Below are 25,208 nucleotides of genomic sequence, written 5' to 3'. Positions count from 1 at the left end.
GTCAGGCGACTCCACAAAGCGTTCGCAGGAAGGCGGTGTCCAGGTGCTTTTCCACCAGGTCGGCCAGGCGCTCGATGTCACGCTCGCGCAGGGCCTCGTAGTCGATGGTCTGCGCATGCTCCAGCCCCGCCCAGCGCAGCAGCGCGGCACACGACTGGCTGCCCTCGAACAGGCCATGAAGGTAGGTGGCGAGGACCTGGCCATCGGCACTGACAGCACCGTCACAACGGCCATCGGCGAGCTGCACGGCGGGCTGCTCCAGGGCAGGCCCGGCGGTGACGCCAGCATGAATTTCATAGCCGGCGACCGGCGCATCTTCAAGGCTCAGGGTCCCGGCAACGTTGCGCAGTTGCTTGTCGGCTTCGAGCACCGTCTGGTAATCGAACAGGCCGAGGCCAGGGCTGGAACCGGCGGCGCCCTCCAGGCCGAGCGGGTCGTGCACTTCGCGGCCGAGCATTTGCAGGCCACCACAAATCCCGATCAGCTTGCCGCCATAGCGCAGGTGCCGCTCGATGGCCTTGTCCCAGCCACGCTCGCGCAGTTGCGCCAGGTCGCCGCGCACGCTCTTGGAGCCGGGCAGGATGATCAGGTCGGCGGCCGGAATCGGCTGGCCTGGGCCGATGAACTGCAAGTCGACTTGCGGGTGCAGGCGCAGCGGATCGAAGTCGGTGTGGTTGCTGATGCGCGGCAACACCGGGACGATCACCTTGAGCACGCGCTCCTGCTTGGCGCCCTGGCGGGTGTCGATGCCATCCTCGGCTTCCAGGTGCAGGTCGGTGACATACGGCAGCACGCCCAGCACGGGTTTGCCGGTGCGTTGCTCCAGCCAGTCCAGGCCCGGCTGCAGCAGCGCGATGTCGCCGCGGAAGCGGTTGATGACGAAGCCCTTGACCCGCGCCTGCTCGCTCGGTGACAGCAGTTCGAGGGTGCCGACCAGGTGAGCGAACACCCCACCTCGGTTGATGTCGGCCACCAGGATCACCGGGCAGTCGACCGCCTCGGCAAAGCCCATGTTGGCGATGTCACCGGCACGCAGGTTGATTTCGGCCGGCGACCCTGCCCCCTCTACCATCACCACCGGGTAGGCGCCACTGAGGCGCTGGTGCGAGGCCAGCACCGCCTGCATGGCGATGACTTTGTAGTCGTGATAAGCCACCGCGTTCATGCTGGTGACGGCACGACCGTGGATGATCACCTGGGCGCCCGTGTCGCTGTTGGGCTTGAGCAGCACCGGGTTCATGTCGGTGTGCGGTGCCAGGCGGCAGGCTTGGGCCTGCACCGCCTGGGCGCGGCCGATTTCGCCACCGTCGGCGGTGACCGCGCTGTTGAGCGCCATGTTCTGCGGTTTGAACGGCACCACGCCAACGCCCTGGCGCAACAGCCAGCGGCACAAGGCGGTGACCAGCGTGCTTTTGCCGGCATCGGAGGTGGTGCCTTGCACCATGAGGGTGGTCATGCCGTTTCCTTCTGGTAATCAGTCAGGGCCTGGGCGAGGCGCTGCTCGTCGGCGGCAGTTGCCGGCAGGCCAAGGCGCACGGCAGCCGGCTGCTCGAACAGGCGCACGAGGATGCCGCGGCGGGCGAGAAAGTCATGCAGCTGGGCTGCGCGCTCGCTGCGCACGTACTGGAACAGGTCGCAGCCGCCGCTAGGCGCCAGGCCGCAACCCTGCAGTAGCGTAGCCAAGCGGTAGCTGGCCTGGGCGCAGCGTTCGATCTGGGCCTGATGCGCCGCGTGGTCGGCAAAGCAGGCTTGCGCCAGCACCCGGGTCGGACCACTGACGGTCCACGGCCCGAGCCATTCGGCTAGGCGCCGCAACAATGAGGGTTCAGCCACTACACAGCCCAGCCGCACACCGGCCAGGCCGAAGAACTTGCCGAACGAACGCAGCACGATCAGGCCTGGGTGTTCGGCACAATCCGCCACGCTGTGTTCCGGTGAGTTGTCCATGAACGCTTCGTCCACCAGCAGCCAGCCTCCGCGCTCTGCGAGCCGCGCATGCCAGGCCAGCAGCCGTTCACGCGGCACCCGCCGCCCGGTCGGGTTGTTCGGATTGACCAGCACCAGCACGTCGAGCTGATCGAGCTGTGCCTCGACCTGGCTTTCATCCAGCTCGATCAGCTGATGCCCCGCCCGCTGCCAGGCATGCGGGTGCTCGGCGTAGCACGGCGTCAGCACCCCCACGCGCCCCAGCGGGCGCAACAGGGGCAAGGCCTGGATGGCCGCCTGGGAACCTGCCACCGGCAACAGTTGCCGCACACCGTAATAGTGTCGCGCGGCGTCTTCGAGACCGTCGTCGGTTTCCGGCAGGCGTGCCCAGGCATCCAGCGCAATGGGCGGAATCGGGTAAGGCCAAGGGGCAATGCCACTGGACAGGTCCAGCCAGTTTTCACGGGCGATTGCGTATTGCCGCACTGCCCGCAGCAGGCGGCCACCGTGTTCAAGCATTCAGATAGGCTCCCACGCAGATCAGCAGCACCCACAACCAGACGCCACGCTGCACCAGGCTCCAGCCGCGCTCGATGGCCTCGGCATCGGCCATCGGCCCGTCACCCAGGCGCGGGCGCTCGTGCAGTTCGCCGTGGTACACCGCCGGGCCACCCAGTTCGACACCCAGCGCACCGGCACCGGAGGCCATCACCGGCCCGGCGTTGGGGCTGTCCCACAGCGGCGCCTGCTTGCGCCAGCAGGCCAGGGCCAGGCGGGTCTTGCCCAGCAGTGCGTAGGTCAGCGCCACGAGCCTGGCGGGAATGTAGTTCAGCACGTCGTCGATGCGTGCGGCGCACCAGCCGAAGCGCTCGAAGCGTTCGTTGCGGTAACCCCACATCGCATCCAGGGTGTTGCTCAGGCGGTACAGCACCACCCCCGGCGCACCGGCCACGACGAACCAGAACAGCGCGGCGAACACCGCATCGCTGCCGTTTTCCAGCACCGACTCGGTGGCTGCGCGGGCCACGGCTGGCTCGTCCAGTTCGCGGGTTTCCCGGCTGACCAGATAGCCGACACGGCGCCGCGCCTCTTGCAGATCACCTTGGCGCAAAGCATTGGCCACCGGCAGCACATGCTCGCCGAGGCTGCGCAAACCGAGCGCGCAATAGAGCGCCAGGGCGTCCACCAGCCAGCCGACATAGGGCAGCCAGGACAGGATCAGTGCCACCAGGGTCAGCGGTACCACGGCCAGGAACCAGGCACTCACGCCATGGCTGCGCCAGCCGCGCCCACCGGCATTCAGGCGGCGCTCCAGGCTCGACGCCAGGTTGCCGAAGCCCACCAGCGGGTGCCGGCGCTCAGGCTCGCCCAGCAGCGCATCGAGGGCCACTCCGGCCACAGTCAGCAAGGCCACGCTCATGGGCGTTCTCCCCATTGGTTCTCGAACAGCATTTCACTCAAGGGGCGTTGTTGCGCCCAGTTTTCCTGTACCAGCATCGGCTGCGCGTAGAATTCGCTGACCGGCCCCAGGCACAACACTGCCACCGGCTTTGCGCCGGCGGGCATGCCCAGCAGCGCGGCCAGGGCTTGCGGGTCGAACAGCGACACCCAACCCAACCCCAGGCCCTCGGCACGGGCGACCAGCCACAGGTTCTGAATGGCGCAGGCCAATGAGGCCAGGTCCATTTCCGGCAAGGTGCGGCGGCCGAAGATGTGCGGCTCGCGGTTGTCCATCAACGCCGCTACCAGCACTTCGGCGCAGTCGCTGATGCCCTCGACCTTGAGTTTCATGAAGTCATCGGAGCGCTCACCCAGGGCTTCGGCGGTGCGCACCCGCTCCTCTTCGACCAGGCCCTGAATGCGCCCGCGCAGCTCACGCTGAGTGATGCGGATGAAGCGCCAAGGCTGCATCAGGCCAACACTGGGCGCCTGGTGCGCGGCAGCCAGCAGGCGGCCGAGCAGCTCCGGCGCGACCGCGCCACCGGCAAAGTGGCGCATGTCGCGGCGCTCACCGATGGCGCGGTAGATCGCGGCGCGCTCGGCGGCGCTGTAGGCGTGATCGCTCATGGTCGCAACAGCGCCGCCGCCGCATCGGGGTTGGACGGGAAGTAGAAGTGCACATAGGAGGCGGTCAGCCTGCCCAGCCGATACACCGCTTCGTTGCCGCGCCCGCCGTTGGGGCTCAGGCCCCGGGCGATCGGCTCCAGGCCGGTGCTGGTCAGCGAATGGTGGTAGGTGTGCCCGCGCAGGGTGCCTTCCGGCAGTTCCACGGCCTGCAGGGCCAGGGCCGCCAGGCGCTTTTGCATGCTCGCCTCGCCCGGCAGCAGGCCGAGCAGTTCGGCACGCTCGCCAGCGACATCGGTCAGCGCATCGAGCAGGTACAGCATGCCGCCGCACTCGGCCAGCAACGGCTTGCCCTGGGCGTGATGGGCACGGATCGCCTCGCACATCGGCGTATTGGCAGCCAGTGCCTGGTGATGCAGTTCCGGATAACCCCCTGGCAGATACAGGCTGTCCACTACCGGCAGGTCACGATCATGCAAAGGGGAGAAAAACGACAGATGCGCGCCCAGGTCGCGCAACAGATCAAGGTTCGCGCCGTAGGTGAAGGCGAACGCTTCGTCACGTGCCACGCCGATGCGCACACCGCTCAGCGACCCAGCACACGGCTGCGGTTCAGGCGCGGCAAACGCTACCGGCGGCGGCAAGGCGGCATCGCAGCTGGCGCCGAGGGCTTCGGCAGCGGCATCAAGGCGGGCATCCAGGTCGTTCAGTTCGCTGGCCTGGACCAGACCCAAGTGGCGACTGGGCAGCTCGATACCGCGCTCACGCGACAGGCCGCCATACCAGCGCAGGCCTTCGGTCAAGCTGCCTTCGAGCAGTTGCGCATGGCGCAGGCTGCCGACACGGTTGGCCAGTACGCCCGCGAACGGCAGGTCGGCTTGGTAGCGCGCCAGCCCGAGGGCCAGGGCGCCGAAGGTCTGGGCCATGGCGGTACCGTCGATCACCGCCAGCACCGGCACGCCGAAATGACGCGCCAGGTCAGCGCTGGACGGGGTGCCATCGAACAGGCCCATTACCCCTTCGATCAGGATCAGGTCGGCTTCTTCTGCGGCTTGCCACAGCAGGCGACGGCTTTCCTCGGCACCGATCATCCACAGGTCGAGCTGGTACACCGGCGCGCCGCTGGCCCGCTCCAGAATCATAGGGTCAAGGAAATCAGGGCCACACTTGAACACCCGCACCTTACGCCCAAGGTTGCGGTGCAGGCGGGCCAAGGCTGCGGTCACGGTGGTCTTGCCCTGGCCGGAGGCGGGGGCGGCGATCAGCACCGCCGGGCAGCTGCGCGTTTCACTCACAGTTCGACGCCCTTCTGTGCGCGGATACCGGCCTGGAAGGCGTGCTTGAGCATACCCATCTCGGTGACGGTGTCGGCCAGTTCGATCATCTCGGGCTTGGCTGCACGGCCGGTGACGATCACATGCTGCATCGGTGGCCGAGCCTGAATGTCGCTCAGCACCTGGTCGAGGTCGAGGTAGCCGTGCTTGAGGGCGATGTTCAGCTCGTCGAGCACCACGAACTGCACGCTCGGGTCTTGCAGCAACTGGCGTGAGACCGCCCAGGCGGCTTCGGCGGCGGCGATGTCGCGCTGGCGGTCCTGGGTCTCCCAGGTGAAGCCCTCGCCCATCACGTGATAGCGCACCTGCTCGGGGAAGCGCCGGAAGAACAGCTCTTCACCAGTGCTGTTGCGGCCCTTGATGAACTGCACCACGCCGCACTGCATGCCATGGCCCAAAGCGCGGGCCAGCATGCCGAAGGCCGAGCTGCTCTTGCCCTTGCCGTTGCCGGTGAGCACCAGCAGCAGGCCACACTCGTTGGGGGAATTGGCAATGCGCTCGTCGATGACCGCCTTCTTGCGCTGCATGCGCGCCAGGTGGCGTTCGTCGCGTTCGGTGGATTCGCTCATGAAGGGTTCTCCGCAGGCTGGCGCCACATGAAATGCGACGACAGGTAATAGGCGGGCAGACGGAGAACGCGCAGGAGCCATGGCCGCAGCCACGGTGCACCGCGCATCACCCTCCGTGATGCCGTTGGCAGTTCCAGGCCGGTCTCCGGGCTCGTGAGCGGGCAATCGGCCCTGGCCTGCGCGCCTTCCCGGGTATTCGTACCCAGTGGCCCTGCGCGGCCGCTACTCACCTACCGTTGCGGGGGCAGCGCCGGAATCGCGCCATGCTGGCGACCACCGGCTTCCCAGTTTCACCCTGCCCAGTCGGGGCTGGCAGGGCACCTGAAACACGCCGCGAAGGTTAGAGGGTTGCACTGGGAGCGTCAATCGAACGGGGCCTTTTACTTCGGCAGAACTGGCCAGGGTCAATGGCCGATCCGCCAGCTTGTGCCACACTGAGCGCAGTGATATCACATAGCCATCACTTTGCACTGAACGCGATCACAACGATAACAGGAGTGCGTAGCATGCAAGGCCAGATCATCAACAACCCGCACCTGGAGTTTCTGCAACCGGTACTGGAGCGCTGGGTAGACTGCATCGACCGCTTCAACCAGTTCAATGGTGATGCCGAGGCCCCCTACTGGCACGGCACCGCCGCCAACATCGGCATACTCGCCGCAGCCGCCTGGCAGGCCGAACTGGCAGCACTGCCGCAGTTTGCCAGCAAGAAGCAACGTGACGAGGGCGAGCAGGAGAGGCGCTGCGACCTGTCGATCTGCAGCGCCGACGAGGCGCTTTACCTGAGCGTGAGCCAGCGCTGGCCAAAAATCGCCCAGCTGGACATGGAAGCAGCCCTGCAGGAAACCGCCACCCTCGCCCGCCAAGTGGCCTACCCCAGCCAGCTGAAGGCCGGTGCACTGTTCGTCACACCCTGGAAGGCAGGCCAGCATGCCAGCCCGGAAGAACTGCAAGACTTGGTCGATGACCTGCAGAAGCACACAGCCTGTGCCATTGCCTGGTACTTCCCTTATGCCTATCGCAAGCTGCACAACGAGCTGGGCCAGTATTTCCCTGGGGTGGCACTGCTGCTGAAGCAGGCCTGAGTTTAACGGCGGATCAGCGCCAGCACCGCATCGGTCACCTCACGCGTGGTGGCCTTGCCGCCCAGGTCCGGCGTGTGCAGGCCGCTTTCGGTCACTGCTTCGATGGCCGCCATCAACTCACGCGCAGCGGCGGCCTCGCCCAGGTGCTCAAGCATCATTACCGCGGTCCAGAAAGTCGCGACCGGGTTGGCCACGCCCTTGCCGGTGATGTCGAAGGCCGAGCCGTGGATCGGTTCGAACATCGACGGGAATTCGCGGTTCGGGTTGAGGTTGGCAGTGGGCGCGATGCCCAGGCTGCCAGACAGCGCAGCGGCCAGGTCCGAGAGGATGTCGGCATGCAGGTTGGTCGCTACCACCACATCCAGCTGTTCGGGCTTGAGCACCATGGTGGTGGTCACGGCGTCCACCAGTTCACGGGTGGTGCGCACGTCCGGGTAATCCTGGGCCACCTCCGCGAACACCTCATCCCACAGCACCATGCCGTGGCGCTGGGCGTTGGATTTGGTCACCAGGGTAAGGTGCTTCGCCGGGCGGGTGCGGGCCAGTTCGAAGGCGAAGCGGTGGATGCGTTCCACGCCCACGCGGGTGAAGGTCGAAACCTCGGTTGCCACTTCGATCGGCAGGCCCTGATGCACCCGGCCACCGCTGCCGGAATACTCGCCTTCGGAGTTCTCGCGCACGATCACCCAGTCGATTGCCTTGCCCTTGGCCAGCGGGCTGGTCACGCCAGGCAGCACGCGCGCCGGGCGCACGTTGGCGTACTGGTCAAAGCCCTGGCAGATCGGCAGGCGCAAGCCCCACAGAGAGACATGGTCGGGTACTTCCTGGCTGCCAACGGCGCCGAAGAAGATGGCGTCGAAGGCCTTGAGCGACTCCAGGCCACCCTCGGGAATGTACTGGCCCTCACGCAGGTAGCGTTCCGAGCCCCAGTCGAAGTGCTCGAAATCGATGCCAAAGGTACCGCGCCTGGCAGCCAGGGCCCGCAGCACTTCCACACCCGCCGCAATCACTTCGACGCCGATGCCGTCACCCGGGATGGCGGCGATCTTGTAGTTGTTCATGTCTCGACTCCCATGCTTATGGTGGCCCGCCAGGCTTGTGCCAACGGGGATGGGGCGAGTATATGTAGTGAAATCAGGGCAGCAGTTAACCCTGGATTACCTCTTAAGTAACCATGGGTTAATGATGAATCCGACACAGGACTTGGGCTTCTTCCACCTGCTGGCCAAGCAAGGCAGCCTGGCCGCCACAGCGCGTGAGCTGGGCGTGACACCACCGGCGGTGAGCAAGCGCCTGGCTGCGCTGGAAGCGCGCCTGGGCATCCGCCTGGTCAACCGCACTACCCGTTCCATGAGCCTGACCGCCGAGGGCGAGCTGTACTTCGCCCATGCTGCGCGGATCCTCGCCCAGGTGGATGAAGTGGAGCAACTGATCGGCCAGCACCGCGCCGAACCCAAGGGGCTGATCCGAGTCAACGCGTCATTGGGCTTTGGCCGCCGCTACATTGGCCCGGCACTGGCTGATTTCTATGCCCGCCATCCGGACATCGAGGTGCAACTGGAGATCAGCGACCATCCGCTGGACCTGGCCAGTCATGGCTTCGATCTGGGCATCCGTTTCGGCAGTTTGCCGGATGCGTCCTTCCACGCCCGCAAGATCGCCTCCAACCGCCGATTGCTGTGTGCCTCACCGCTGTATCTGGAAAAACACGGCACGCCGCAGAAGCTTGCAGACTTGTCCCAGCACAACTGCATTTTCCTGCGCCAGAACGAATCGCCCTACGGCGTGTGGACTTTTACCAACGGCGGACGCACCCAGAACATCAAGGTCCGAGGTGCACTGAGCTGCAATGATGGCGAAGTGGCGCTGAACTGGGCACTGCAGGGCCACGGCATCCTCCTGCGCGCCGAGTGGGACATCGCCCGCTACGTGCGCAGCGGGCGCCTGCGCCTGTTGCTGGAAGACCAGACGCCTACCCGCGCCGATGTCTACGCCGTGTACCCACAGCAATTGCACCTTTCAGCACGGGTTCGACGCCTGATCGACTTTCTCATCGAACGCTTCGAGCGCATCGACCATCTCGAACTGGAGAATGCCAACTAGATCGCACCGCATCCAGCGCATTCAGGCTGCGGTTCGCCGCGCAATCAGCGGTTCTGCGCGAGGTTCCCTTGCGGGATGACCCGCTTGGCCTGCAGGTAGGCTTTGGACCAATAGCTGTTGGACAGGTAATCCAGGCGTACCGTACCGCCCGTGCGGGGCGCATGCACGAAGCGCCCTTCTCCTACATAGATGCCGGCATGGCTAACCTGCGAACCACCACCGGTGGCGAAGAACACCAGGTCACCCGACTGCAATGAGTTGATGTCCACGGTGGGTGCGCGCATGACGATCATCTCGCGCGTCGAGCGCGGCAGGCTGATACCCGCCGCATCGCGGTACACATAGCCGATCAAGCCGCTGCAATCGAAGCCGGAGTCCGGTGTGTTGCCACCCCAACGATACGGAGTGCCAACCAGACCGATCGCGCGGATCAGCACGTCGTCGGCGAGCGGCGAGCCTTCTGGCTGGTTGTAGGTGAACTGTGGCTGCACCACAGGAGCCGGCGCCGGGGCACGACTGGAGCAGGCGGCAAGCAATGCCACCAGGGAAAGGAATGCGAAGCGCGCCATCATCGCCATGGCCAGAACTTCCTGTCTGAGACCGAACGGCCGCAGCCGAAAAGAGTTGAGAATTTAGATTAGACGCTTTCTGTAAATGCGCACGGCGGCGAGCTTTTCAGCTACGCCGCCGCGGCAGGATATATCATTTTGATATCAGTTGCGCGCGATATTGGTAGTCGGCGCCATGGCCAAGGCACGCTTGGCTTCGATGAAGGTCTTGCTCCAGTAGCGGTCACCGAGGCTGTCGATGCGCACACCACCGCTGCGGCGGCTGCTGGAGTGGATGAACTGGTTGTCACCCAGGTAGATGCCAGCATGGCTGACACGGCCACGGCCATTGGTGCTGAAGAACAGCAGGTCGCCTGGCTTGAGCTTGTTGCGAGCCACCTTCGGCGCATCGACGTTGATCATTTCGCGGGTCGAGCGCGGCAGGTTCATGCCGGCCTCTTCGCGGAACAGGTAGCCGATGAAACCGCTGCAGTCGAAACCGGAGGCTTCCGAGGTACCGCCGAAGCGGTAGCGGGTGCCGATCAGCGCCATGCCGCGCTCAAGGATGCTGTCTGCCAGCACCGGGAGCTGATACGGCTTGCTGCTGGAGAAGGCCTCCAGGTCATCTTCAGTGGCCTGTTCTTCTTCGCCGAAAACGGACGAAGGCGAAGCCTTGGCCTTGTTGACCGATTGCGAGGCAATCGGGGTGTGATCCTGGGGCTGGGAATCCGGGCCGTGGGCCGCGCAGCCAATAAGCAGGGTCACGAGTGCGAGGGGCACGAGGGGTGCGAAGCGCTTCAGCATGGGCACGACCGTGTCTGTAATCCTTTAGAAGGGTGAAACTATGCCCTCTATCATGGCCATTTGCAAATTTTATCGAAAAAGATGTGACTTTTTCGTTTTTCGCCTCAGAGCCCAGTGTTTACGGGCGTTACCAGCCGAGGGTTTCCTTCAGGAAGGGGATGGTCAGCTTGCGCTGGGCCTGCAGGGAGGCCTGGTCGAGGCGTTCGAGCAGGTCGAACAGCGCGCTCATGCTGCGCGTCCCGCGCGTAAGGATGAAATGGCCGACTTCGTCGGTCAGGTGCAGACCACGGCGTGAGGCGCGCAGTTGCAGGGCGCGCAGCTTGTCTTCATCGGACAGGCCACGCATCTGGAAGACCAGGGCCAGGGTCAACCGTGATTTGAGGTCAGGCAGCTTGATCGGCAGCTCACGAGGTGAAGCGGAAGCCGCCAGCAGCAGGCGGCGGCCGCTGTCGCGCAGGCGGTTGAACAGGTGGAACATCGCCTCTTCCCAATCCGCCTTGCCGGCGATCACGTGCAGGTCATCGATGCACACCAGCTCGTATTGGGCCAGGTAATCGAGCAGTTCCACGCCGCGCTCGAGCAATTGCGCCAGTGGCAGGTATACCGCCGGTTCGCCGCGTTGCTGCAAGCGATGGGTGGCGGCCTGCAGCAGGTGGCTGCGGCCAACGCCCTGCTTGCCCCACAGGTAGATGAGGCTCTCGGTCCAGCCGGCGTCGGCTTCGCACAGCCGCTCGACATAGCCCAACGCCGCAGCATTGGCGCCCGGATAGTAGTTGATGAAGGTGGCGTCATCGCGCAGGCGCACACCCAGGGGCAACTGGATCGGTGGTTTCATGCTCGCGGGCGGTCGGCAGGACCGCAGGGGGCCTTTGGTGAACAATGTGCAAAGTCTATACCCGCATTGCAGGGCGCACAATCATGCAGGCGGATAGCACAAAGAAAATCAACGAGTTGCGCCACTTTGGGGCGACGCAACCCGGCACGCAGGTCACAAATCCGGGTCGACATCCCCGGCATACATGTCCGATTCCTTGTACAGGTCATGCACATGCCGCAGCAGTACCATGATCACCGCCGCCACCGGCAACGCCAGCAACACCCCGGTGAAGCCGAACAGTTCGCCACCGGCGAGGATGGCGAAGATCACCGCCACCGGGTGCAGGCCGATGCGGTCACCGACCAGCAGCGGGGTCAGCACCATGCCCTCCAGCGCCTGCCCGACCATGAACACGGCGACGATGCCGAGCATCGGATACAGGTCACCGCCAAACTGGAACAGCCCGGCCACCAACGCAGCACCGATGCCAATGATGAAGCCCATGTAAGGCACGATGGCCGCCAGCCCCGCAAGCATGCCGATCAGCAGGCCCAGTTCGAGCCCGACCAGCATCAGGCCGGCAGAGTAGATGACGCCAAGCGCGAGCATCACCATCAGCTGCCCGCGAACGAACGCACCCAGTACTTCATGGCATTCGCCCGCCAGGCTCACCACCTGGGGCTCGCGCTGGCGCGGCAACAGGCCCCTCAGCTTGGCCATCATCAGGTCCCAGTCGCGCAACAGATAGAAGCCCACCACCGGGATCAGCACCATGTTGGCCAACCAGGCGATCAGTGCCAGGCTCGACGCGGTGGCGTGGGACAGCAACATGCCGACGATGTCGGTGGTCTGGCCCATGTGTGCGCCAATGGCAGCCTTGATCTTGTCGAACTTCCAGAACCCGTCGGCCAGGCCCAGGCGCCCCTGCACCCAAGGCAGCGCCACATGCTCGAGCCAGTCGAGCATCTGCGGCGCCAGCTCGTACAGGCGCAGCAACTGTTTGGCCAGCAGCGGCACCAACACCAGCAGCAAGGCCATCAGCACCAGCGTGAAAAGGCCGAACACCACCACCACACCCCAGGTACGCGACAGGCCCATGCGCTCCAGGCGGTCGACCAGCGGGTCGGCCAGGTAGGCCAGCAGGATGCCTACCAGGAAGGGTGTGAGAATGTTGTGCAGGCTATAAAGAAGCACGGCGATCAGCAGCGCAGCACCCCAACCGATCCAGCGACGCATGTCAGTCATCGATCGCGCCCCTTACCAATGAAATCGCAGGCCGTCGAACGGTTTGGCGGCGACAGGTGCGGGCGTGCCTGGCTGGCCAGCTGCTGCGCCTGGGGGCGCAGCAGGTGTGACCGGGGTCGGCGGTGCCTGCTCGGGTGGCACTTCCTGCAATTTGGCCAGGCCCAGCTGGGCACGCAACTGCTCGCGGCTGCCGGTGACCGCATAGGTCAAGGTTGCGCCTTCGGCCAGTTGCAGGCGCGGGCCATAAGGCTCGAGTACACGGCTCAGCTCTGCATAGCGCTGCAGGTTCATGCCTTGCACCTGCAACTGCAGCTGGCTGCTGGCACCGGCCTTGATCACATAGCGCGGCGCCAGGCGGCTGCTGACCGCCAGCATGACAGCGTCTGCCAAGGCCGCCTGGTCAGCGGCCTCAACGTTGCCCTGCTCGCGCTGGTCGCCCTGCCACAGCTGCCATTTACCTTGCCACTTGCCATCGGTTTCATGGGCGTGCACGGCCAACATGGCATCGGCGCCGTAGCGTTCCGAGGCTTGCCGCAAGGGCGCCGGGTCAGTGCCTTCGAGTTGCTTGGCATTGGCTACCAGTTGCTCCTGCAGATCGGCCAGCGGCAGGCGCAGCGGCAGGCCACGGTGCTGGGCCGCTCGGCGCAGCGGCTGGGCGCTGGCCTGGCCGTCACCGACCAGGTTGCTGCCTTCGGCGCTGTCGTTGAGCCACCAGCCGAGGATGGAGGGCCGGTTACTGCCCCACAGCGCCAGGCCGGCCTTGCGCAAGGCACGTTCGGTACTGCCGGGGTCGAACTCGACCAGCACCGACTCCGGTGGCCCGGCCTCGGTGCCGACCTGGTTGATGACCTGTTGCGGGTCCTTGCGCAAGTCGGCCAGCGCCGGGTTCTGCGCCGCCTTGGGGTCGCCGGTCAGGCGCAGCACCAAGGTATCGAAGGCCTTGACTGTGGCTGCGGAGCGGGCTTCGGCGCCCTGCCCTTCGAGCGGCTCGCGCACCTGGTACAGGCCGGAGACATTTTCAGCCAGGGCGGTGGCTGAGATCAGGGCCAGGCAACTGGCTGCCAGAATGTTGGATAAACGCATGGAGGATTCCTGTCCACTTGCCGCAATGCCTATACCTTATACACGGGGGCACCAGGTAACCAGTCGCGAGGGGTGAAAGATTGATTGCCGGGGAGATGTGCTGGGACTGACAGGTGTTCGCCGCAACAGGTTCAGCGCCGGTGAGCTCGAGCGTCGCCCGCGCGGCACATCGCGGATAAACCGCTCCTGCGTCTGTTTCGGGCCAGTTCCTTCTGTGACGTCACCGCGCTCGATCTACCAGGCGATACACCTCTGGCGGCAGACATCTCAACTTTTTACCCATTTCATGCCCTGCCCGTCGGCCTGAGGATGGCCGCTGCACGGCAACCCTGATAAAATCGCGCGCCTTCACAGACCACTGACGTTTCAGGCAGCCGCCGCTTCATAGCCGGCCTTGGCCGTCATGGTCGTTTTTACGAATCCCTCCCTCTTAAAGGCCTGGATCAATGAGCAAGCAACCCTCCCTGAGCTACAAGGACGCCGGTGTAGACATCGACGCCGGCGAAGCACTGGTCGAACGCATCAAGGGCGTGGCAAAACGCACCGCACGCCCTGAAGTCATGGGTGGCCTGGGCGGCTTCGGCGCCCTCTGCGAGATCCCGGCCGGCTACAAGCAGCCGGTGCTGGTCTCTGGCACCGACGGCGTCGGCACCAAGCTGCGCCTGGCACTGAACCTGAACAAGCACGACAGCATCGGCCAGGACCTGGTCGCCATGTGCGTCAACGACCTGGTGGTCTGCGGCGCCGAGCCGCTGTTCTTCCTCGACTACTACGCCACCGGCAAGCTGAACGTCGACGTGGCCGCCACCGTGGTCACCGGCATCGGCGCCGGCTGTGAACTGGCTGGCTGCTCCCTGGTCGGCGGCGAAACCGCCGAAATGCCAGGCATGTACGAAGGCGAAGACTACGACCTGGCCGGCTTCTGCGTCGGCGTGGTGGAAAAGGCCGAGATCATCGACGGTTCCAAGGTTGCCACCGGCGACGCGCTGATCGCCCTGCCATCCTCCGGCCCGCACTCCAACGGCTACTCGCTGATCCGCAAGATCCTCGAAGTGTCCGCCACCGATATCGAGAACACCCAGCTCGACGGCAAGCCGCTGACCGAGCTGCTGATGGCGCCGACCCGCATCTACGTCAAGCCACTGCTGCAGCTGATCAAGAACACTGGCGCCGTCAAGGCCATGGCCCACATCACCGGTGGCGGCCTGCTGGACAACATCCCGCGCGTACTGCCGAAGAACGCCCAGGCCGTGGTTGACGTGGCCAGCTGGCAGCGCCCGGCAGTGTTCGACTTCCTGCAGGAAAAAGGCAACGTCGACGAGCACGAAATGCACCGCGTCCTGAACTGCGGCGTCGGCATGGTCATCTGCGTGGCCCAGGATCAGGTGGAAGCGGCCCTGAACGAACTGCGCGCCGCCGGTGAGCAGCCGTGGGTCATCGGCCACATCGCCGAAGCCGCCGAAGGCGCCGCCCAGGTCGAGCTGCAGAACCTCAAGGCACACTGATGCCGAGCAAGCCCTGCAATGTAGTGGTACTGCTGTCGGGTTCCGGCAGCAACCTGCAAGCCTTGATCGACAGTTGCCGCGCGCAGGACAGCCAGGTGCGCATCGCCGCGGTGGTTTCCAACCGCGCCGATGCCTATGGCCTGCAACGGGCCCAGGCGGTCGGTATCGACACCGTGGTGCTCGACCACACCCCGTTCGACGGCCGCGAAGCCTTCGATGCCGCGCTGATGGCGCGCATCGACGGCTTTACCCCGGACCTGGTGGTGCTGGCCGGCTTCATGCGCATCCTCAGTGGCGACTTCGTGCGCCACTATCAGGGCCGCCTGCTCAACATCCACCCGTCGCTGCTGCCCCGCTACAAGGGCCTGCATACCCACCGGCGGGCACTGGAGGCCGGCGATGCCGAGCATGGCTGCAGCGTACACTTCGTCACCGAGGAACTCGATGGCGGGCCTCTGGTCGTACAGGCTGTGGTTCCGGTGCTGTCTGATGACACGGTGGAAAGCCTGGCCCAAAGGGTCCACCATCAGGAACACCAGATCTACCCGCTGGCGGTGCACTGGTTTGCCCAAGGGCGCTTGCGCCTGGGTGAGCAGGGTGCCTTACTGGATGACCAACCGCTGCCGGCCAGTGGTCACTTGATCCGACCCTAGGAGAATTTATGCGTCGTGCCCTGCTATTGGCTCTCGCCGTGCTCGCCCTGCCCCTCCAGGCAGCTGATCTGAAGCCGTTTTCGGCCAGCTACACCGCCGACTGGAAGCAACTGCCCATGAGCGGCACCGCCGAGCGCAGCCTGGTCAAGAATGCCAACGGTACCTGGGACCTTAATTTCAAGGCCTCCATGATGATCGCCAGCCTGACCGAGAACAGCACCCTGCGCCTGGACAACGACACCCTGCTGCCGCAGAAGTACCACTTCGAGCGCGGCGGCCTGGGCAAGGCCAAGACCGTCGACCTGACCTTCGACTGGAACGCCAAGAAGATCACCGGCACCGACCGCAAGGACCCCATCAACCTGCCGCTCAACCGCGGCGTGCTGGACAAGTCGTCCTACCAGCTGGCCCTGCAGCACGATGTGGCCGCTGGCAAGAAGAGCATGACCTACCAGGTGGTCGATGGTGACGAGATCGATGCCTATGACTTCCGCGTACTCGGCACCGAAAAAGTCACCACCAAGACCGGCCAGGTCGACGCGGTAAAGGTCGAGCGCGTGCGCGACCCGAGCCAGAGCAAGCGCATCACCGAGCTGTGGTTCGCCAAGGATTGGGATTACCTGCTGGTACAACTGCGCCAGGTCGAGACTGATGGCAAGGAGTACGTGATCGTGCTGCAGGATGGCACGGTCGACGGCAAGACGGTGAAGGGTAACTGATCCGCTACAGCCCGCAGCATCCGGAGCCCCGCCCTGCGCGGGGCTTCTTTTTGCCCGGCCTTCATGAAACTTGTTTCATGCCTGTTTTATTTACTTAGCCTGCTAACAAACTCTATAAAGGGGTTGTGCGACACAGTGTCGCAGCCAACTCAAGCAGTGGAGTTTAACGATGACAGTCCAAGTAACCGAACGCGACGAATCGAAAATGTCCCACGAAGGCCTGGCCGCTGGTGTGCGGATCTGGGATGTGCATCAACAAGGCCAACTGGTCGGTATGTTCCACCAGGAACACGAAGCTCACCAGTACCGGGCGGAGCTCGAAGAGCTGGAAAACCAGCGCACTACTCAATGAAGTAGGCCATGACACCGTCTTTCAATAAAAAACCCCGCTTCGGCGGGGTTTTTCGTGTTTACCACATCAGATCGTCCGGGATCTTGTAGGCCGCGTACGGATCGTCTTCGTCCGCCTCCTCGACATGGGTATTGAGTAGCAGGATGCGGTTCGGGTCGCGCTCCTGGATCTTCACCGCCGCCTCGCGCGGGATCACTTCGTAGCCACCGGCATGCGACACGATGGCCAGCGCGCCGTTGCTCAGGCGGGTGCGCATCAGGGCGTTGACGGCAATGCGCTTGACCTTCTTGTCGTCGACGAAGTTGTAGTAGTCCTCGGTGGTCAGCTTGGGCAAGCGGGTGGCTTCGATCAACTGCTTGATCTGCGCCACGCGGGCCTTCTGCTCGGCCTTTTCCTGCTGCTGGCGATTCAGCTCCTGGTCACGCTTGGCCTTCTCGGCCATGGCTTCCTTGGCCATGCGCTGCTGGCTGTCGTCGATTTCGACCTGGCCTTTGTGCTCCATGCGCTTCTGTTTCTTTTCAGCTTTGTTGGTCTGCGAGACCTGTTTCTGGTTGACCAGACCGGCTTTGAGCAATTGGTCGCGAAGGGAAAGGCTCATGAATGTTCACTCACTTATGCATCAGCTCAGCCGCAGCTGGGCAGGTTCTTTTCCTGACGCTTGGCTTCACCCCAAAGGGCGTCCAGCTCGTCAAGGTTACATTGTTCAATCGGCCGACCGCTGTCGCGCAATGCCTGTTCGATGAAGCGGAAACGCCGCTCGAACTTGCGGTTGGCGCGGCGCAGGGCGTTTTCCGGGTCTTGCTTGAGGTGGCGGGCAAGGTTCACGGCGGCAAACAGCAGGTCACCGACTTCATCCTCGAGGGCATCGGCGTCGTTGTCGGCCATGGCCTGCAACACTTCATCGAGCTCCTCGCGCACCTTGTCCAGCACAGGCAGTGCCGCTGGCCAGTCGAAACCGACGGTAGCCGCGCGCTTTTGCAGTTTGGCCGCCCGCGACAGCGCCGGCAATGCCGTCGGTACGTCATCGAGCAGCGACAGTTGCTCAGGGGTGCTTTTCTCGGCGCGCTCCTCGGCCTTGATCTCCTCCCAGCGTGACTTGACCTGGGCCTCGTTCAGGCTGGGGGTGTCCAGCGGCGCGTACAGCTCGCCAGTCGGGAATACGTGGGGATGACGGCGGATCAGCTTGCGGGTGATGCTGTCGACCACGCCATCGAACTCGAACCGCCCTTCTTCCCGGGCCAGCTGGCTGTAGTAGACCACCTGGAACAACAGGTCGCCCAGCTCACCCTGCAGGTGCTCGAAATCGCCGCGCTCGATGGTGTCGGCGACTTCGTAGGCCTCTTCGATGGTGTGCTGCACAATGCTCGCGTAGTTCTGCTTCAGGTCCCACGGGCAGCCGTACTGCGGGTCGCGCAGGCGGGCCATGAGGTGCAGCAGGTCTTCGAGGGTGTAGGTCATTTAAGCAGGTCCTTCGGGGGTGCCTTCATCGCGAATAAATCCGCCTACAGGCGCCATTCCTGTAGGAGCGGATTCATCCGCGATGCAGGCGCCGCAGTCTCAAGGGGTACGATTACGCCGTGTCTCGATAATGTTCGGCAACTGCGAAATTCTGCCTAGGAGGCGCCCCAGCGCATCCAGGCCCGGAATCTCGATGGTCAGCGACATCAGCGCGGTGTTGTCTTCCTTGTTCGAGCGGGTATTGACCGCCAGCACGTTGATCTTCTCGTTCAGCAACACCTGCGACACGTCGCGCAGCAACCCTGGGCGGTCGTAGGCGCGGATGACGATGTCGACCGGGTAGGTCTGCACCGGGATCGGCCCCCAGCTTACCTGGATCATCCGCTCCGGCTCGCGCCCGGCCAGCTGCAGCGCCGAGGCGCAGTCCTGGCGGTGGATGCTGACGCCGCGGCCCTGGGTGATGTAACCGACGATGGCATCGCCCGGCAGCGGCTGGCAGCAGCCGGCCATCTGCGTAAGCAGGTTGCCGACGCCCTGGATCTGGATGTCGCCACGCTTGCCGGTACGCGGGCCGGTAGGCTTGCGCGGCGTCAGCTCGATCTGCTCGATGCGCTCGGGCTCAAGCAGCTGCTGGGCGGCGTTGACCAGGTGCGCCAGGCGCAGGTCACCGGCACCGAGCGAGGCGAACATGTCTTCGGCGGTCTTGACGTTGGTCTTTTCGGCCAGGCGTTCGAAGTCCACCTGCGGCAGGCCCAGGCGGCTGAGCTCGCGCTCGAGCAAGGTCTTGCCGGCAGCGACGTTCTGGTCACGCGCCTGCAGCTTGAACCAGTGGACGATCTTGGCCCGCGCCCGCGAGGTGGTGACGTAGCCCAGGTTGGAGTTCAGCCAGTCACGGCTCGGGTTGCCGTGCTTGCTGGTGATGATCTCCACCTGCTCGCCGGTCTGCAGGCTGTAGTTGAGCGGCACGATGCGCCCGTTGATCTTGGCGCCACGGCAGTTGTGACCGATCTCGGTGTGCACGCGGTAGGCGAAGTCCAGCGGCGTGGCACCCTTGGGCAGGTCGATGGCGTGGCCATCCGGGGTGAACACGTAGACCCGGTCGGGCTCGATATCGACCCGCAGCTGCTCGGCCAGGCCACCGATGTCGCCCAGCTCTTCATGCCATTCGAGCACCTGGCGCAGCCAGGAGATCTTCTCTTCGTAGTGGTTGGAACTCGGCTTGACGTCGGTGCCCTTGTAGCGCCAGTGGGCGCAGACGCCGAGCTCGGCTTCCTCGTGCATGCCGTGGGTACGGATCTGCACTTCCAGCACCTTGCCCTCGGGGCCGATCACCGCAGTGTGCAGCGAGCGATAGCCGTTTTCCTTGGGGTTGGCGATGTAGTCGTCGAATTCCTTGGGGATGTGCCGCCACAGGGTGTGCACGATACCCAGCGCGGTATAGCAGTCGCGCACCTCCGGCACCAGCACGCGCACCGCACGCACATCGTAGATCTGGCTGAATTCCAGGCCTTTGCGCTGCATCTTGCGCCAGATCGAATAGATGTGTTTCGCCCGGCCGCTGATGTCGGCCTTGACCCCGGTGGCCAGCAGCTCGTTCTGCAACTGGTTCATCACATCGCTGATGAAGCGCTCGCGGTCCAGCCGACGCTCGTGCAACAGCTTGGCGATCTGCTTGTACTGGTCGGGCTCCAGGTAGCGGAAGGACAGGTCCTCCAGCTCCCATTTGATGTGGCCGATGCCCAGCCGGTGGGCCAGTGGCGCATAGATGTCGAACACCTCGCGCGCCACGCGCAGGCGTTTTTCGTCATCGGCGGACTTCACCGCCCGGATCGCGCAGGTCCGCTCGGCCAGCTTGATCAGCGCCACGCGCACGTCGTCGACCATGGCCACGAGCATCTTGCGCAGGTTCTCGACCTGCGCCTGCGAGCCCAGCACCAGCGACTGCCGTGGGCTGAGGCTGGCGCTGATGGCGGCCATGCGCAGCACGCCGTCGATCAGCTTGGACACTACCGGGCCAAAGCGCTGGCCGACTTCGGCCAGGGTTACCTTGCCTTCACGTACCGAGCGATAGATCACCGCCGCAACCAACGAGTCCTGGTCCAGCTTGAGGTCGGCGAGGATTTCGGCGATTTCCAGGCCGGCCTGATAACTGGACGTACCATCGGCCCACGAATGCTTGGCCGGATTGCCCTTCTTTTCGATTTCCTGGGTGAACTCGCAAGCATCTTTCAGCGCCACGCGATCCAGAGCCGAATCGACGCTCACCACATGATCCAGCCATGCTTCGAGATTGATACTGCCGTCTGTGTTGACCGGCTGGTGCACTCTCACCTGTACCATCTTTGTTTTACCTTTCCATACAGCGCACCACACGGGTGCACTGGCTATCACCGTACGGCTTCGCTTCCGTGGAAGCCGCACCAAGGGGCCAGTTCGCTAGCCCGCTTCGAATAACGCCATGGCTTCGACATGCGCCGTCTGAGGAAACATGTCGAGAATCCCGGCCCTTTTTAACCGGTACCCCTGGCCGACCAGCACCTGGGCGTCTCGCGCCAGCGTGGCCGGGTTGCACGATACATACACCAAGCGCTTGGCGTTGAGACGGGCGATGCCTTGCACCACCTCGTATGCACCGTCGCGCGGTGGATCCAAGAGTACCGCAGAAAAGCCTTCGGCGGCCCATCCGGCACCTGCCAAAGGCTGCGATAAATCGGCCTGAAAAAACGCGGCGTTATGCACATCGTTGTTCCGGGCATTGGCCGCGGCCCGATCGACCATGGCCTGTACACCTTCCACCGCCACCACTTCACGTGCCTGGCGCGCCAGCGGCAGCGCGAAGTTGCCGAGGCCGCAGAACAGGTCCAGCACACGCTCGTCAGCTTGCGGTGCGAGCCAGGCCAGGGCCTGCTCGATCATCGCCGTGTTGACCTGGGCATTGACCTGGACGAAATCGCCCGGGCGCCAGGCCAGTTCCAGCTGCCAAGGCTCCAGAGCAAAACCCAGTTTCGCCTCGGCGTCCACGGGTGCCGGCTCACCTTCACCCTGCAGCCAGAGCTGCGCCTTGGCCACGTCACAGAACGCCTGCAAGCGTGCCAGGTCGTCCGCTGGCAACGGTGCCACATGGCGCACCAGCACGGCTTCGGCGGTACCGCTGAACAACTCCACATGGCCGATCGCCTGTGGCTTGCCCAGCGAGCGCAACACGGTCGGCAAGTGGCGAAGAATAGATTGCAAAGGCTGTACCAGCACGGCGCAATCATCAATCGAGACAATTTCCTGACTGGCCTCGGCACGGAAGCCGACATCCAGCTGCTTTGCCTTCACGTCCCAGCGCACCGCCACCCGCGCCCGGCGCCGGTAGCCGAATTCCGGCCCGCTCAGGGGTGCGGCCCATTCTTCGGGCTGCACGCCGGCCACCCGTTGCAGCTGCTCCGCCAGGGTACGCTGCTTGAGCGCCAGCTGGGCTTCGTGGGGCAGGTGTTGCAGGTTGCAGCCGCCGCAACGCTCGTAGTGACGGCAAGGTGCCTGACGGCGCTCGGGGCTGGCTTGCAGCACGCGCTCCAGGCGCGCCTCCACGACCTTGCCGCGGGCATTGAGCACCCGCGCCTCGACCGTTTCACCGGCCAGGGCGCCACTGACGAACCAGGTGCGCCCTTCAAGGAAGGCGATGCCGCGGCCGTCACCGGCCAGGCGCTCGATATCCAGGCGCTGCTTCTTGCCCACGGGGACCTGGGGCGTGCGGTTGCCGCCGGCCGGCTGGAAGCGCAGGCCGCTGTTGCTTTTTTTCTTGGACATTTAGCTCGGGTCGAACAGGCCGGTGGACAGGTAACGGTCGCCGCGGTCACAGATGATCGCGACCATCACGGCGTTTTCCACTTCGCGGGACAGGCGCAGCATGGCTGCCACCGCACCACCGGAAGACACGCCGCAGAAAATGCCCTCTTCGCGCGCGAGGCGGCGAGTGGTGTCCTCGGCCTCCTGCTGGGACATGTCCATCACGCGGTCGACGCGGGTGGCATCGAAGATCTTTGGCAGGTACTCCTCGGGCCAGCGGCGGATACCCGGGATGGCCGAGCCTTCCATCGGCTGCAGGCCGACGATCTGCACGTTGGGGTTCTGTTCCTTGAGGTACTGCGAGCACCCCATGATGGTACCGGTGGTACCCATGGAGCTGACGAAATGGGTGATGGTGCCCTGGGTCTGCTGCCAGATCTCCGGGCCGGTGCTGGTGTAATGGGCGATCGGGTTATCACCGTTGGCGAACTGGTCAAGGACCAGGCCGCGGCCTTCGGCCTGCAACTTCTCGGCGAGGTCGCGGGCGCCTTCCATGCCCTCTTCCTTGGTCACCAGGATCAGCTCGGCGCCATAGGCAGTCATGGCTGCCTTGCGTTCGGCGGTGGAGTTGTCGGGCATGATCAGGATCATCTTGTAACCCTTGATCGCCGCCGCCATCGCCAGGGCGATGCCGGTATTGCCGGAGGTGGCTTCGATCAGGGTGTCGCCTGGCTTGATCTGGCCGCGCAGTTCGGCGCGAGTGATCATCGACAGTGCCGGGCGGTCCTTCACCGAGCCGGCAGGATTGTTACCTTCGAGCTTGAGCAGGAGGGTATTGCTGGTTTCGCCAGCGATGCGCTGCAGGCGAACCAGGGGCGTATTGCCGACGCAATCGGCGATGGTTGGGTACTGCAAGGTCATGGCGTATTTCACAATCCGGACGGCAGGGGTGCCTATCATACCGGCAAACCCTTCCCGGCCATATCACGCAATCTGTGGTCGCTATAGCCACAAGCTATAAGGCTGTCGCCTGCTTCGCGGGTACATGAAGCGGCAGCCGCATGCACAGCCTGAGCCCTGCCTTGCCATTCTCCGCCCACAAGGTCCCACCCTGGCGCTGAATGGCACTGCGGGCAATGCTCAACCCCAGGCCAAAACCGCCATCCCCGGGCCGCGAACCATCGAGCCGGGAAAACGGCGCGAAGATGCGCTCCAGATCCTCATCGGCCACACCCCCGCCTTCATCTTCCAGCCACAGATGCCAATACCCACCTTCGCGCTGCCCGCCCAACCGCACCAGGCCGTGTTCCGGCGAATGGCGGATGGCATTGCGCAGCATGTTCTCCAGGGCCTGGGCCAGGTGATTGAGGTTACCCTGCACCCAGCAATTGCCCGGCAGCTGGCAGCGCAAGCGCGCGGGTGACCAGCCGCTTTCGTAGCTGGCGTCTTCGGCCAGCAGGTCCCACAGCGCCTGAACCTGAATCGGCTCAAGGTTCATCGGCGCGCGTTCGGCATCCTGCCAGGCCAGTTGCAACGTGTTCTCGACCAGCTGCTGCATGCCGTCCACTTCACGCCCAAGTCGCTCCCGCAGGCGCGCAAGGTCAGTCTCGCCATCACAGGCCACGCGCAGGCGGCTGAGTGGGGTGCGCATTTCGTGTGACAGGTCGCGCAGCAGTTGCTGCTGCATCACCACGGTACCTTGCAGGCGCTCGGCCATCTGATCGAAAGCCCGGGCCAGTTCGCCCAACTCGTCGTGGCGGGCCGTGGTACGTGTATCCAGGCGTGCCGAAAGCTGGTCGGCACGCCAGGCATTGGCCTGCTCGCGCAGCTGGTTGAGCGGTACGATCAGCATGCGGTACAGGCCGACACACAGCAGCAAGGTGAACAGGCCGGGGATGATGCCATTGGTGACGATTTGCCAGAACACCCGGTACTGGCCAGGGTTGAAGCGCTGCGGCAACTCGATCACCAGCATGCCCTGCTGCGGCGCACCGGGGAACGGAATGCGCAACCAAGGCTGGTCGACGCTGCGCCGGCTCATCGGCCAGTCGACACCTCGCAGGCGAGTGAGCCGCTGCATGATCGCAGGGCCGAGCATGGCACTGTCCAGTGGCCGCAGATTCAGGTCGAGCACACCGATCCAGCCATGCTCACGCTGTTGCATCATCGCCACCCAGCGGTCCAACCCTTCCCGCCCGCCTGTGCGCCAGGCCTTTTCGGCGTCGCTGGCATAGTCGCGCAGCACCTGGCGGGCCGGCGGGTCGAGAAAGGCGTTGCGGGTTTCCATATGGCGGCCCCAGGTGTAGCTGAGGCCGATCATCAACAGGCAGAAACCCACCAGCAGGATGGCCAGCTTCCAGAACAGCGAATGGCGATCGAGCATGGCTTACTCCACCTCGCCGGCACTGAGCATGTAGCCCTTGCCCCACACGGTGCGGATCTGCCGCTCGTGGTAGCCGATACCTTTGAGCTTGCGGCGGATCTGGCTGACGTGCATGTCCAGGCTGCGGTCGTGCCGCGAGTAGCCGCGCTGCAGCACCTGCTGATAAAGGAAGGGCTTGCTCAGCACTTCATCGACATTGCGGTGAAGGATGTCGAACAGGCGGTATTCGCTCGGCGTCATGCCAGCCTGCTGACCGCCCAGGCTGACATCGCACAGGCCTTCGTCGAAGTACATCGCGCTTCCGGCAACCTCCAGCGGAGGCTGATGACGCCGCTCAAGGGCAACCCGGCGCAAGATCGCCTCGATCCGCACCTGCAGCTCGGCCATGCTGAAGGGCTTGGGCAGGTAGTCGTCGGCACCACGCTGGAAGCCGCTGATGCGGTCGGCCTCGGCGCCCAGCGCCGACATCAGGATCACCGGCGTGGCGCTGCGCTGGCGCAACCGGGCCAGGGCATCCAGGCCATTGAGGCCTGGCAGCAGGATGTCCATCAGCACCACATCGAAGGTTTGCCGACCGGCCGCCTCCAGGCCATCCAGGCCATTGCGGCACCAGGTGACCTGGAAGCCGCCGCGCTGAAGCTCTTCGTGCAGGTACGCACCCAGGACCGGATCGTCCTCGATCGCCAGGATGCGGGACGCGCAATTAGTTACAGGATTCATTGGCAACTGCCATCCATTCTCAATTACGCGATTATTGTGCAAGCTCTCCTTCCAGGCAACTGCCCT

The 25,208-nt window shown here is 64.5% G+C and carries 25 protein-coding genes and 1 riboswitch; of the genes, 6 read left to right on the top strand and 19 right to left on the bottom strand.

Annotated features, from left to right (window positions below; all coding sequences use genetic code 11):
- Position 1 precedes the first annotated feature (1 nt).
- The 6 genes from ABE528_RS15050 to cobO are packed head-to-tail and all read right to left on the bottom strand — an operon-like array spanning position 2 to position 5,893.
- Positions 2-1,456 (bottom strand): cobyric acid synthase, encoded by a 1,455-nt coding sequence (locus tag ABE528_RS15050; RefSeq protein WP_346653369.1) that lies wholly within the window; start codon positions 1,454-1,456, stop codon positions 2-4.
- Positions 1,453-2,445 carry a threonine-phosphate decarboxylase CobD gene (gene cobD, locus ABE528_RS15045; protein WP_346653368.1) on the bottom strand — a complete coding sequence of 331 codons (993 nt, stop codon included), beginning with the start codon at positions 2,443-2,445 and terminating at the stop codon, positions 1,453-1,455. The genes ABE528_RS15050 and cobD overlap by 4 nt, the downstream gene beginning before the upstream one ends.
- Complete coding sequence (cbiB, locus tag ABE528_RS15040; RefSeq protein ID WP_152954131.1) at positions 2,438-3,346, bottom strand: adenosylcobinamide-phosphate synthase CbiB; 909 nt, start codon at positions 3,344-3,346, stop codon at positions 2,438-2,440. The genes cobD and cbiB overlap by 8 nt, the downstream gene beginning before the upstream one ends.
- A complete protein-coding gene (gene bluB / locus ABE528_RS15035; protein ID WP_152954130.1) occupies positions 3,343-3,993 on the bottom strand; it encodes a 5,6-dimethylbenzimidazole synthase in 651 nt (216 codons plus the stop codon). The genes cbiB and bluB overlap by 4 nt, the downstream gene beginning before the upstream one ends.
- A complete protein-coding gene (locus ABE528_RS15030; protein ID WP_346653367.1) occupies positions 3,990-5,285 on the bottom strand; it encodes a cobyrinate a,c-diamide synthase in 1,296 nt (431 codons plus the stop codon). The genes bluB and ABE528_RS15030 overlap by 4 nt, the downstream gene beginning before the upstream one ends.
- Positions 5,282-5,893 carry a cob(I)yrinic acid a,c-diamide adenosyltransferase gene (gene cobO / locus ABE528_RS15025; protein WP_152954129.1) on the bottom strand — a complete coding sequence of 204 codons (612 nt, stop codon included), beginning with the start codon at positions 5,891-5,893 and terminating at the stop codon, positions 5,282-5,284. The genes ABE528_RS15030 and cobO overlap by 4 nt, the downstream gene beginning before the upstream one ends.
- A gap of 118 nt (positions 5,894-6,011) precedes the next feature.
- A riboswitch (cobalamin riboswitch) is annotated at positions 6,012-6,233 on the bottom strand.
- Positions 6,234-6,399: 166 nt separating this feature from the next.
- Here cobO and ABE528_RS15020 point away from each other — a divergent pair.
- On the top strand, positions 6,400-6,978 hold the full coding sequence (locus tag ABE528_RS15020; RefSeq protein WP_152954128.1) for a hypothetical protein: 579 nt from the start codon (positions 6,400-6,402) through the stop codon (positions 6,976-6,978).
- A gap of 2 nt (positions 6,979-6,980) precedes the next feature.
- On the opposite strand, the gene ABE528_RS15015 is transcribed toward ABE528_RS15020, so the two are convergent.
- Positions 6,981-8,039 carry a tartrate dehydrogenase gene (locus ABE528_RS15015; protein ID WP_346653366.1) on the bottom strand — a complete coding sequence of 353 codons (1,059 nt, stop codon included), beginning with the start codon at positions 8,037-8,039 and terminating at the stop codon, positions 6,981-6,983.
- 124 nt (positions 8,040-8,163) lie between these two features.
- On the opposite strand from ABE528_RS15015, the gene ABE528_RS15010 reads away from it, so the two are divergent.
- On the top strand, positions 8,164-9,081 hold the full coding sequence (locus ABE528_RS15010; RefSeq protein WP_346653365.1) for a LysR family transcriptional regulator: 918 nt from the start codon (positions 8,164-8,166) through the stop codon (positions 9,079-9,081).
- A 44-nt stretch (positions 9,082-9,125) separates the two neighbouring features.
- Here the strand turns inward: ABE528_RS15010 and ABE528_RS15005 are convergent, their stop codons facing one another.
- The 5 genes from ABE528_RS15005 to ABE528_RS14985 form a co-directional block, all read right to left on the bottom strand.
- Positions 9,126-9,659: an NlpC/P60 family protein gene (locus ABE528_RS15005; RefSeq protein ID WP_152954124.1), complete on the bottom strand. Its 534-nt coding sequence runs from the start codon at positions 9,657-9,659 to the stop codon at positions 9,126-9,128.
- 135 nt (positions 9,660-9,794) lie between these two features.
- A complete protein-coding gene (locus ABE528_RS15000) occupies positions 9,795-10,433 on the bottom strand; it encodes a C40 family peptidase (protein WP_152954123.1) in 639 nt (212 codons plus the stop codon).
- Positions 10,434-10,560: 127 nt separating this feature from the next.
- Positions 10,561-11,268 (bottom strand): DnaA regulatory inactivator Hda, encoded by a 708-nt coding sequence (hda, locus tag ABE528_RS14995; protein WP_152954122.1) that lies wholly within the window; start codon positions 11,266-11,268, stop codon positions 10,561-10,563.
- Between the two features lie 153 nt (positions 11,269-11,421).
- The gene (locus ABE528_RS14990; RefSeq protein ID WP_152954121.1) at positions 11,422-12,495 is read right to left on the bottom strand and encodes an AI-2E family transporter; all 1,074 of its coding nucleotides are present in this window, start codon (positions 12,493-12,495) and stop codon (positions 11,422-11,424) included.
- A gap of 12 nt (positions 12,496-12,507) precedes the next feature.
- Positions 12,508-13,578: a DUF2066 domain-containing protein gene (locus ABE528_RS14985; RefSeq protein WP_346653364.1), complete on the bottom strand. Its 1,071-nt coding sequence runs from the start codon at positions 13,576-13,578 to the stop codon at positions 12,508-12,510.
- 446 nt (positions 13,579-14,024) lie between these two features.
- Between ABE528_RS14985 and purM the strand changes: the two genes are divergently transcribed.
- The 4 genes from purM (at position 14,025) to ABE528_RS14965 (ending at position 16,807) form a co-directional block, all read left to right on the top strand.
- Positions 14,025-15,083 (top strand): phosphoribosylformylglycinamidine cyclo-ligase, encoded by a 1,059-nt coding sequence (gene purM / locus ABE528_RS14980; RefSeq protein ID WP_152954119.1) that lies wholly within the window; start codon positions 14,025-14,027, stop codon positions 15,081-15,083.
- The gene (purN, locus tag ABE528_RS14975) at positions 15,083-15,736 is read left to right on the top strand and encodes a phosphoribosylglycinamide formyltransferase (protein WP_346653363.1); all 654 of its coding nucleotides are present in this window, start codon (positions 15,083-15,085) and stop codon (positions 15,734-15,736) included. Before purM ends, purN begins: the two co-directional genes overlap by 1 nt.
- Positions 15,737-15,744: 8 nt before the next feature.
- Positions 15,745-16,455, top strand: a complete 711-nt coding sequence (locus ABE528_RS14970; protein WP_152954117.1) for a DUF3108 domain-containing protein — start codon at positions 15,745-15,747, stop codon at positions 16,453-16,455.
- A gap of 169 nt (positions 16,456-16,624) precedes the next feature.
- Positions 16,625-16,807: a hypothetical protein gene (locus ABE528_RS14965; RefSeq protein WP_103449505.1), complete on the top strand. Its 183-nt coding sequence runs from the start codon at positions 16,625-16,627 to the stop codon at positions 16,805-16,807.
- A 58-nt stretch (positions 16,808-16,865) separates the two neighbouring features.
- Here the strand turns inward: ABE528_RS14965 and ABE528_RS14960 are convergent, their stop codons facing one another.
- The 7 genes from ABE528_RS14960 to ABE528_RS14930 all read right to left on the bottom strand — a co-directional run bounded on the left by ABE528_RS14960 (position 16,866) and on the right by ABE528_RS14930 (position 25,142).
- Positions 16,866-17,405 carry a DUF2058 domain-containing protein gene (locus ABE528_RS14960; RefSeq protein ID WP_346653362.1) on the bottom strand — a complete coding sequence of 180 codons (540 nt, stop codon included), beginning with the start codon at positions 17,403-17,405 and terminating at the stop codon, positions 16,866-16,868.
- Between the two features lie 26 nt (positions 17,406-17,431).
- Positions 17,432-18,265, bottom strand: coding sequence for a nucleoside triphosphate pyrophosphohydrolase (gene mazG, locus ABE528_RS14955; RefSeq protein WP_152954114.1), 834 nt, complete (start codon positions 18,263-18,265; stop codon positions 17,432-17,434).
- A gap of 99 nt (positions 18,266-18,364) precedes the next feature.
- Positions 18,365-20,605 carry a GTP diphosphokinase gene (gene relA, locus ABE528_RS14950; protein ID WP_152954113.1) on the bottom strand — a complete coding sequence of 747 codons (2,241 nt, stop codon included), beginning with the start codon at positions 20,603-20,605 and terminating at the stop codon, positions 18,365-18,367.
- A gap of 96 nt (positions 20,606-20,701) precedes the next feature.
- A complete protein-coding gene (gene rlmD / locus ABE528_RS14945) occupies positions 20,702-22,060 on the bottom strand; it encodes a 23S rRNA (uracil(1939)-C(5))-methyltransferase RlmD (RefSeq protein ID WP_346653361.1) in 1,359 nt (452 codons plus the stop codon).
- Positions 22,061-22,960, bottom strand: coding sequence for a cysteine synthase CysM (gene cysM, locus ABE528_RS14940; protein ID WP_103449500.1), 900 nt, complete (start codon positions 22,958-22,960; stop codon positions 22,061-22,063).
- A gap of 94 nt (positions 22,961-23,054) precedes the next feature.
- Positions 23,055-24,422 (bottom strand): sensor histidine kinase, encoded by a 1,368-nt coding sequence (locus ABE528_RS14935; RefSeq protein WP_152954111.1) that lies wholly within the window; start codon positions 24,420-24,422, stop codon positions 23,055-23,057.
- Between the two features lie 3 nt (positions 24,423-24,425).
- Positions 24,426-25,142: a response regulator transcription factor gene (locus tag ABE528_RS14930; protein WP_152954110.1), complete on the bottom strand. Its 717-nt coding sequence runs from the start codon at positions 25,140-25,142 to the stop codon at positions 24,426-24,428.
- Positions 25,143-25,208: the final 66 nt, after the last annotated feature.

The sequence above is a fragment of the Pseudomonas sp. TWI628 genome (assembly GCF_039673865.1).
GTDB lineage: Bacteria > Pseudomonadota > Gammaproteobacteria > Pseudomonadales > Pseudomonadaceae > Aquipseudomonas.
Note: the sequence above shows the minus strand (reverse complement) of the source record. Positions and strands in the feature narration are given on the sequence as shown.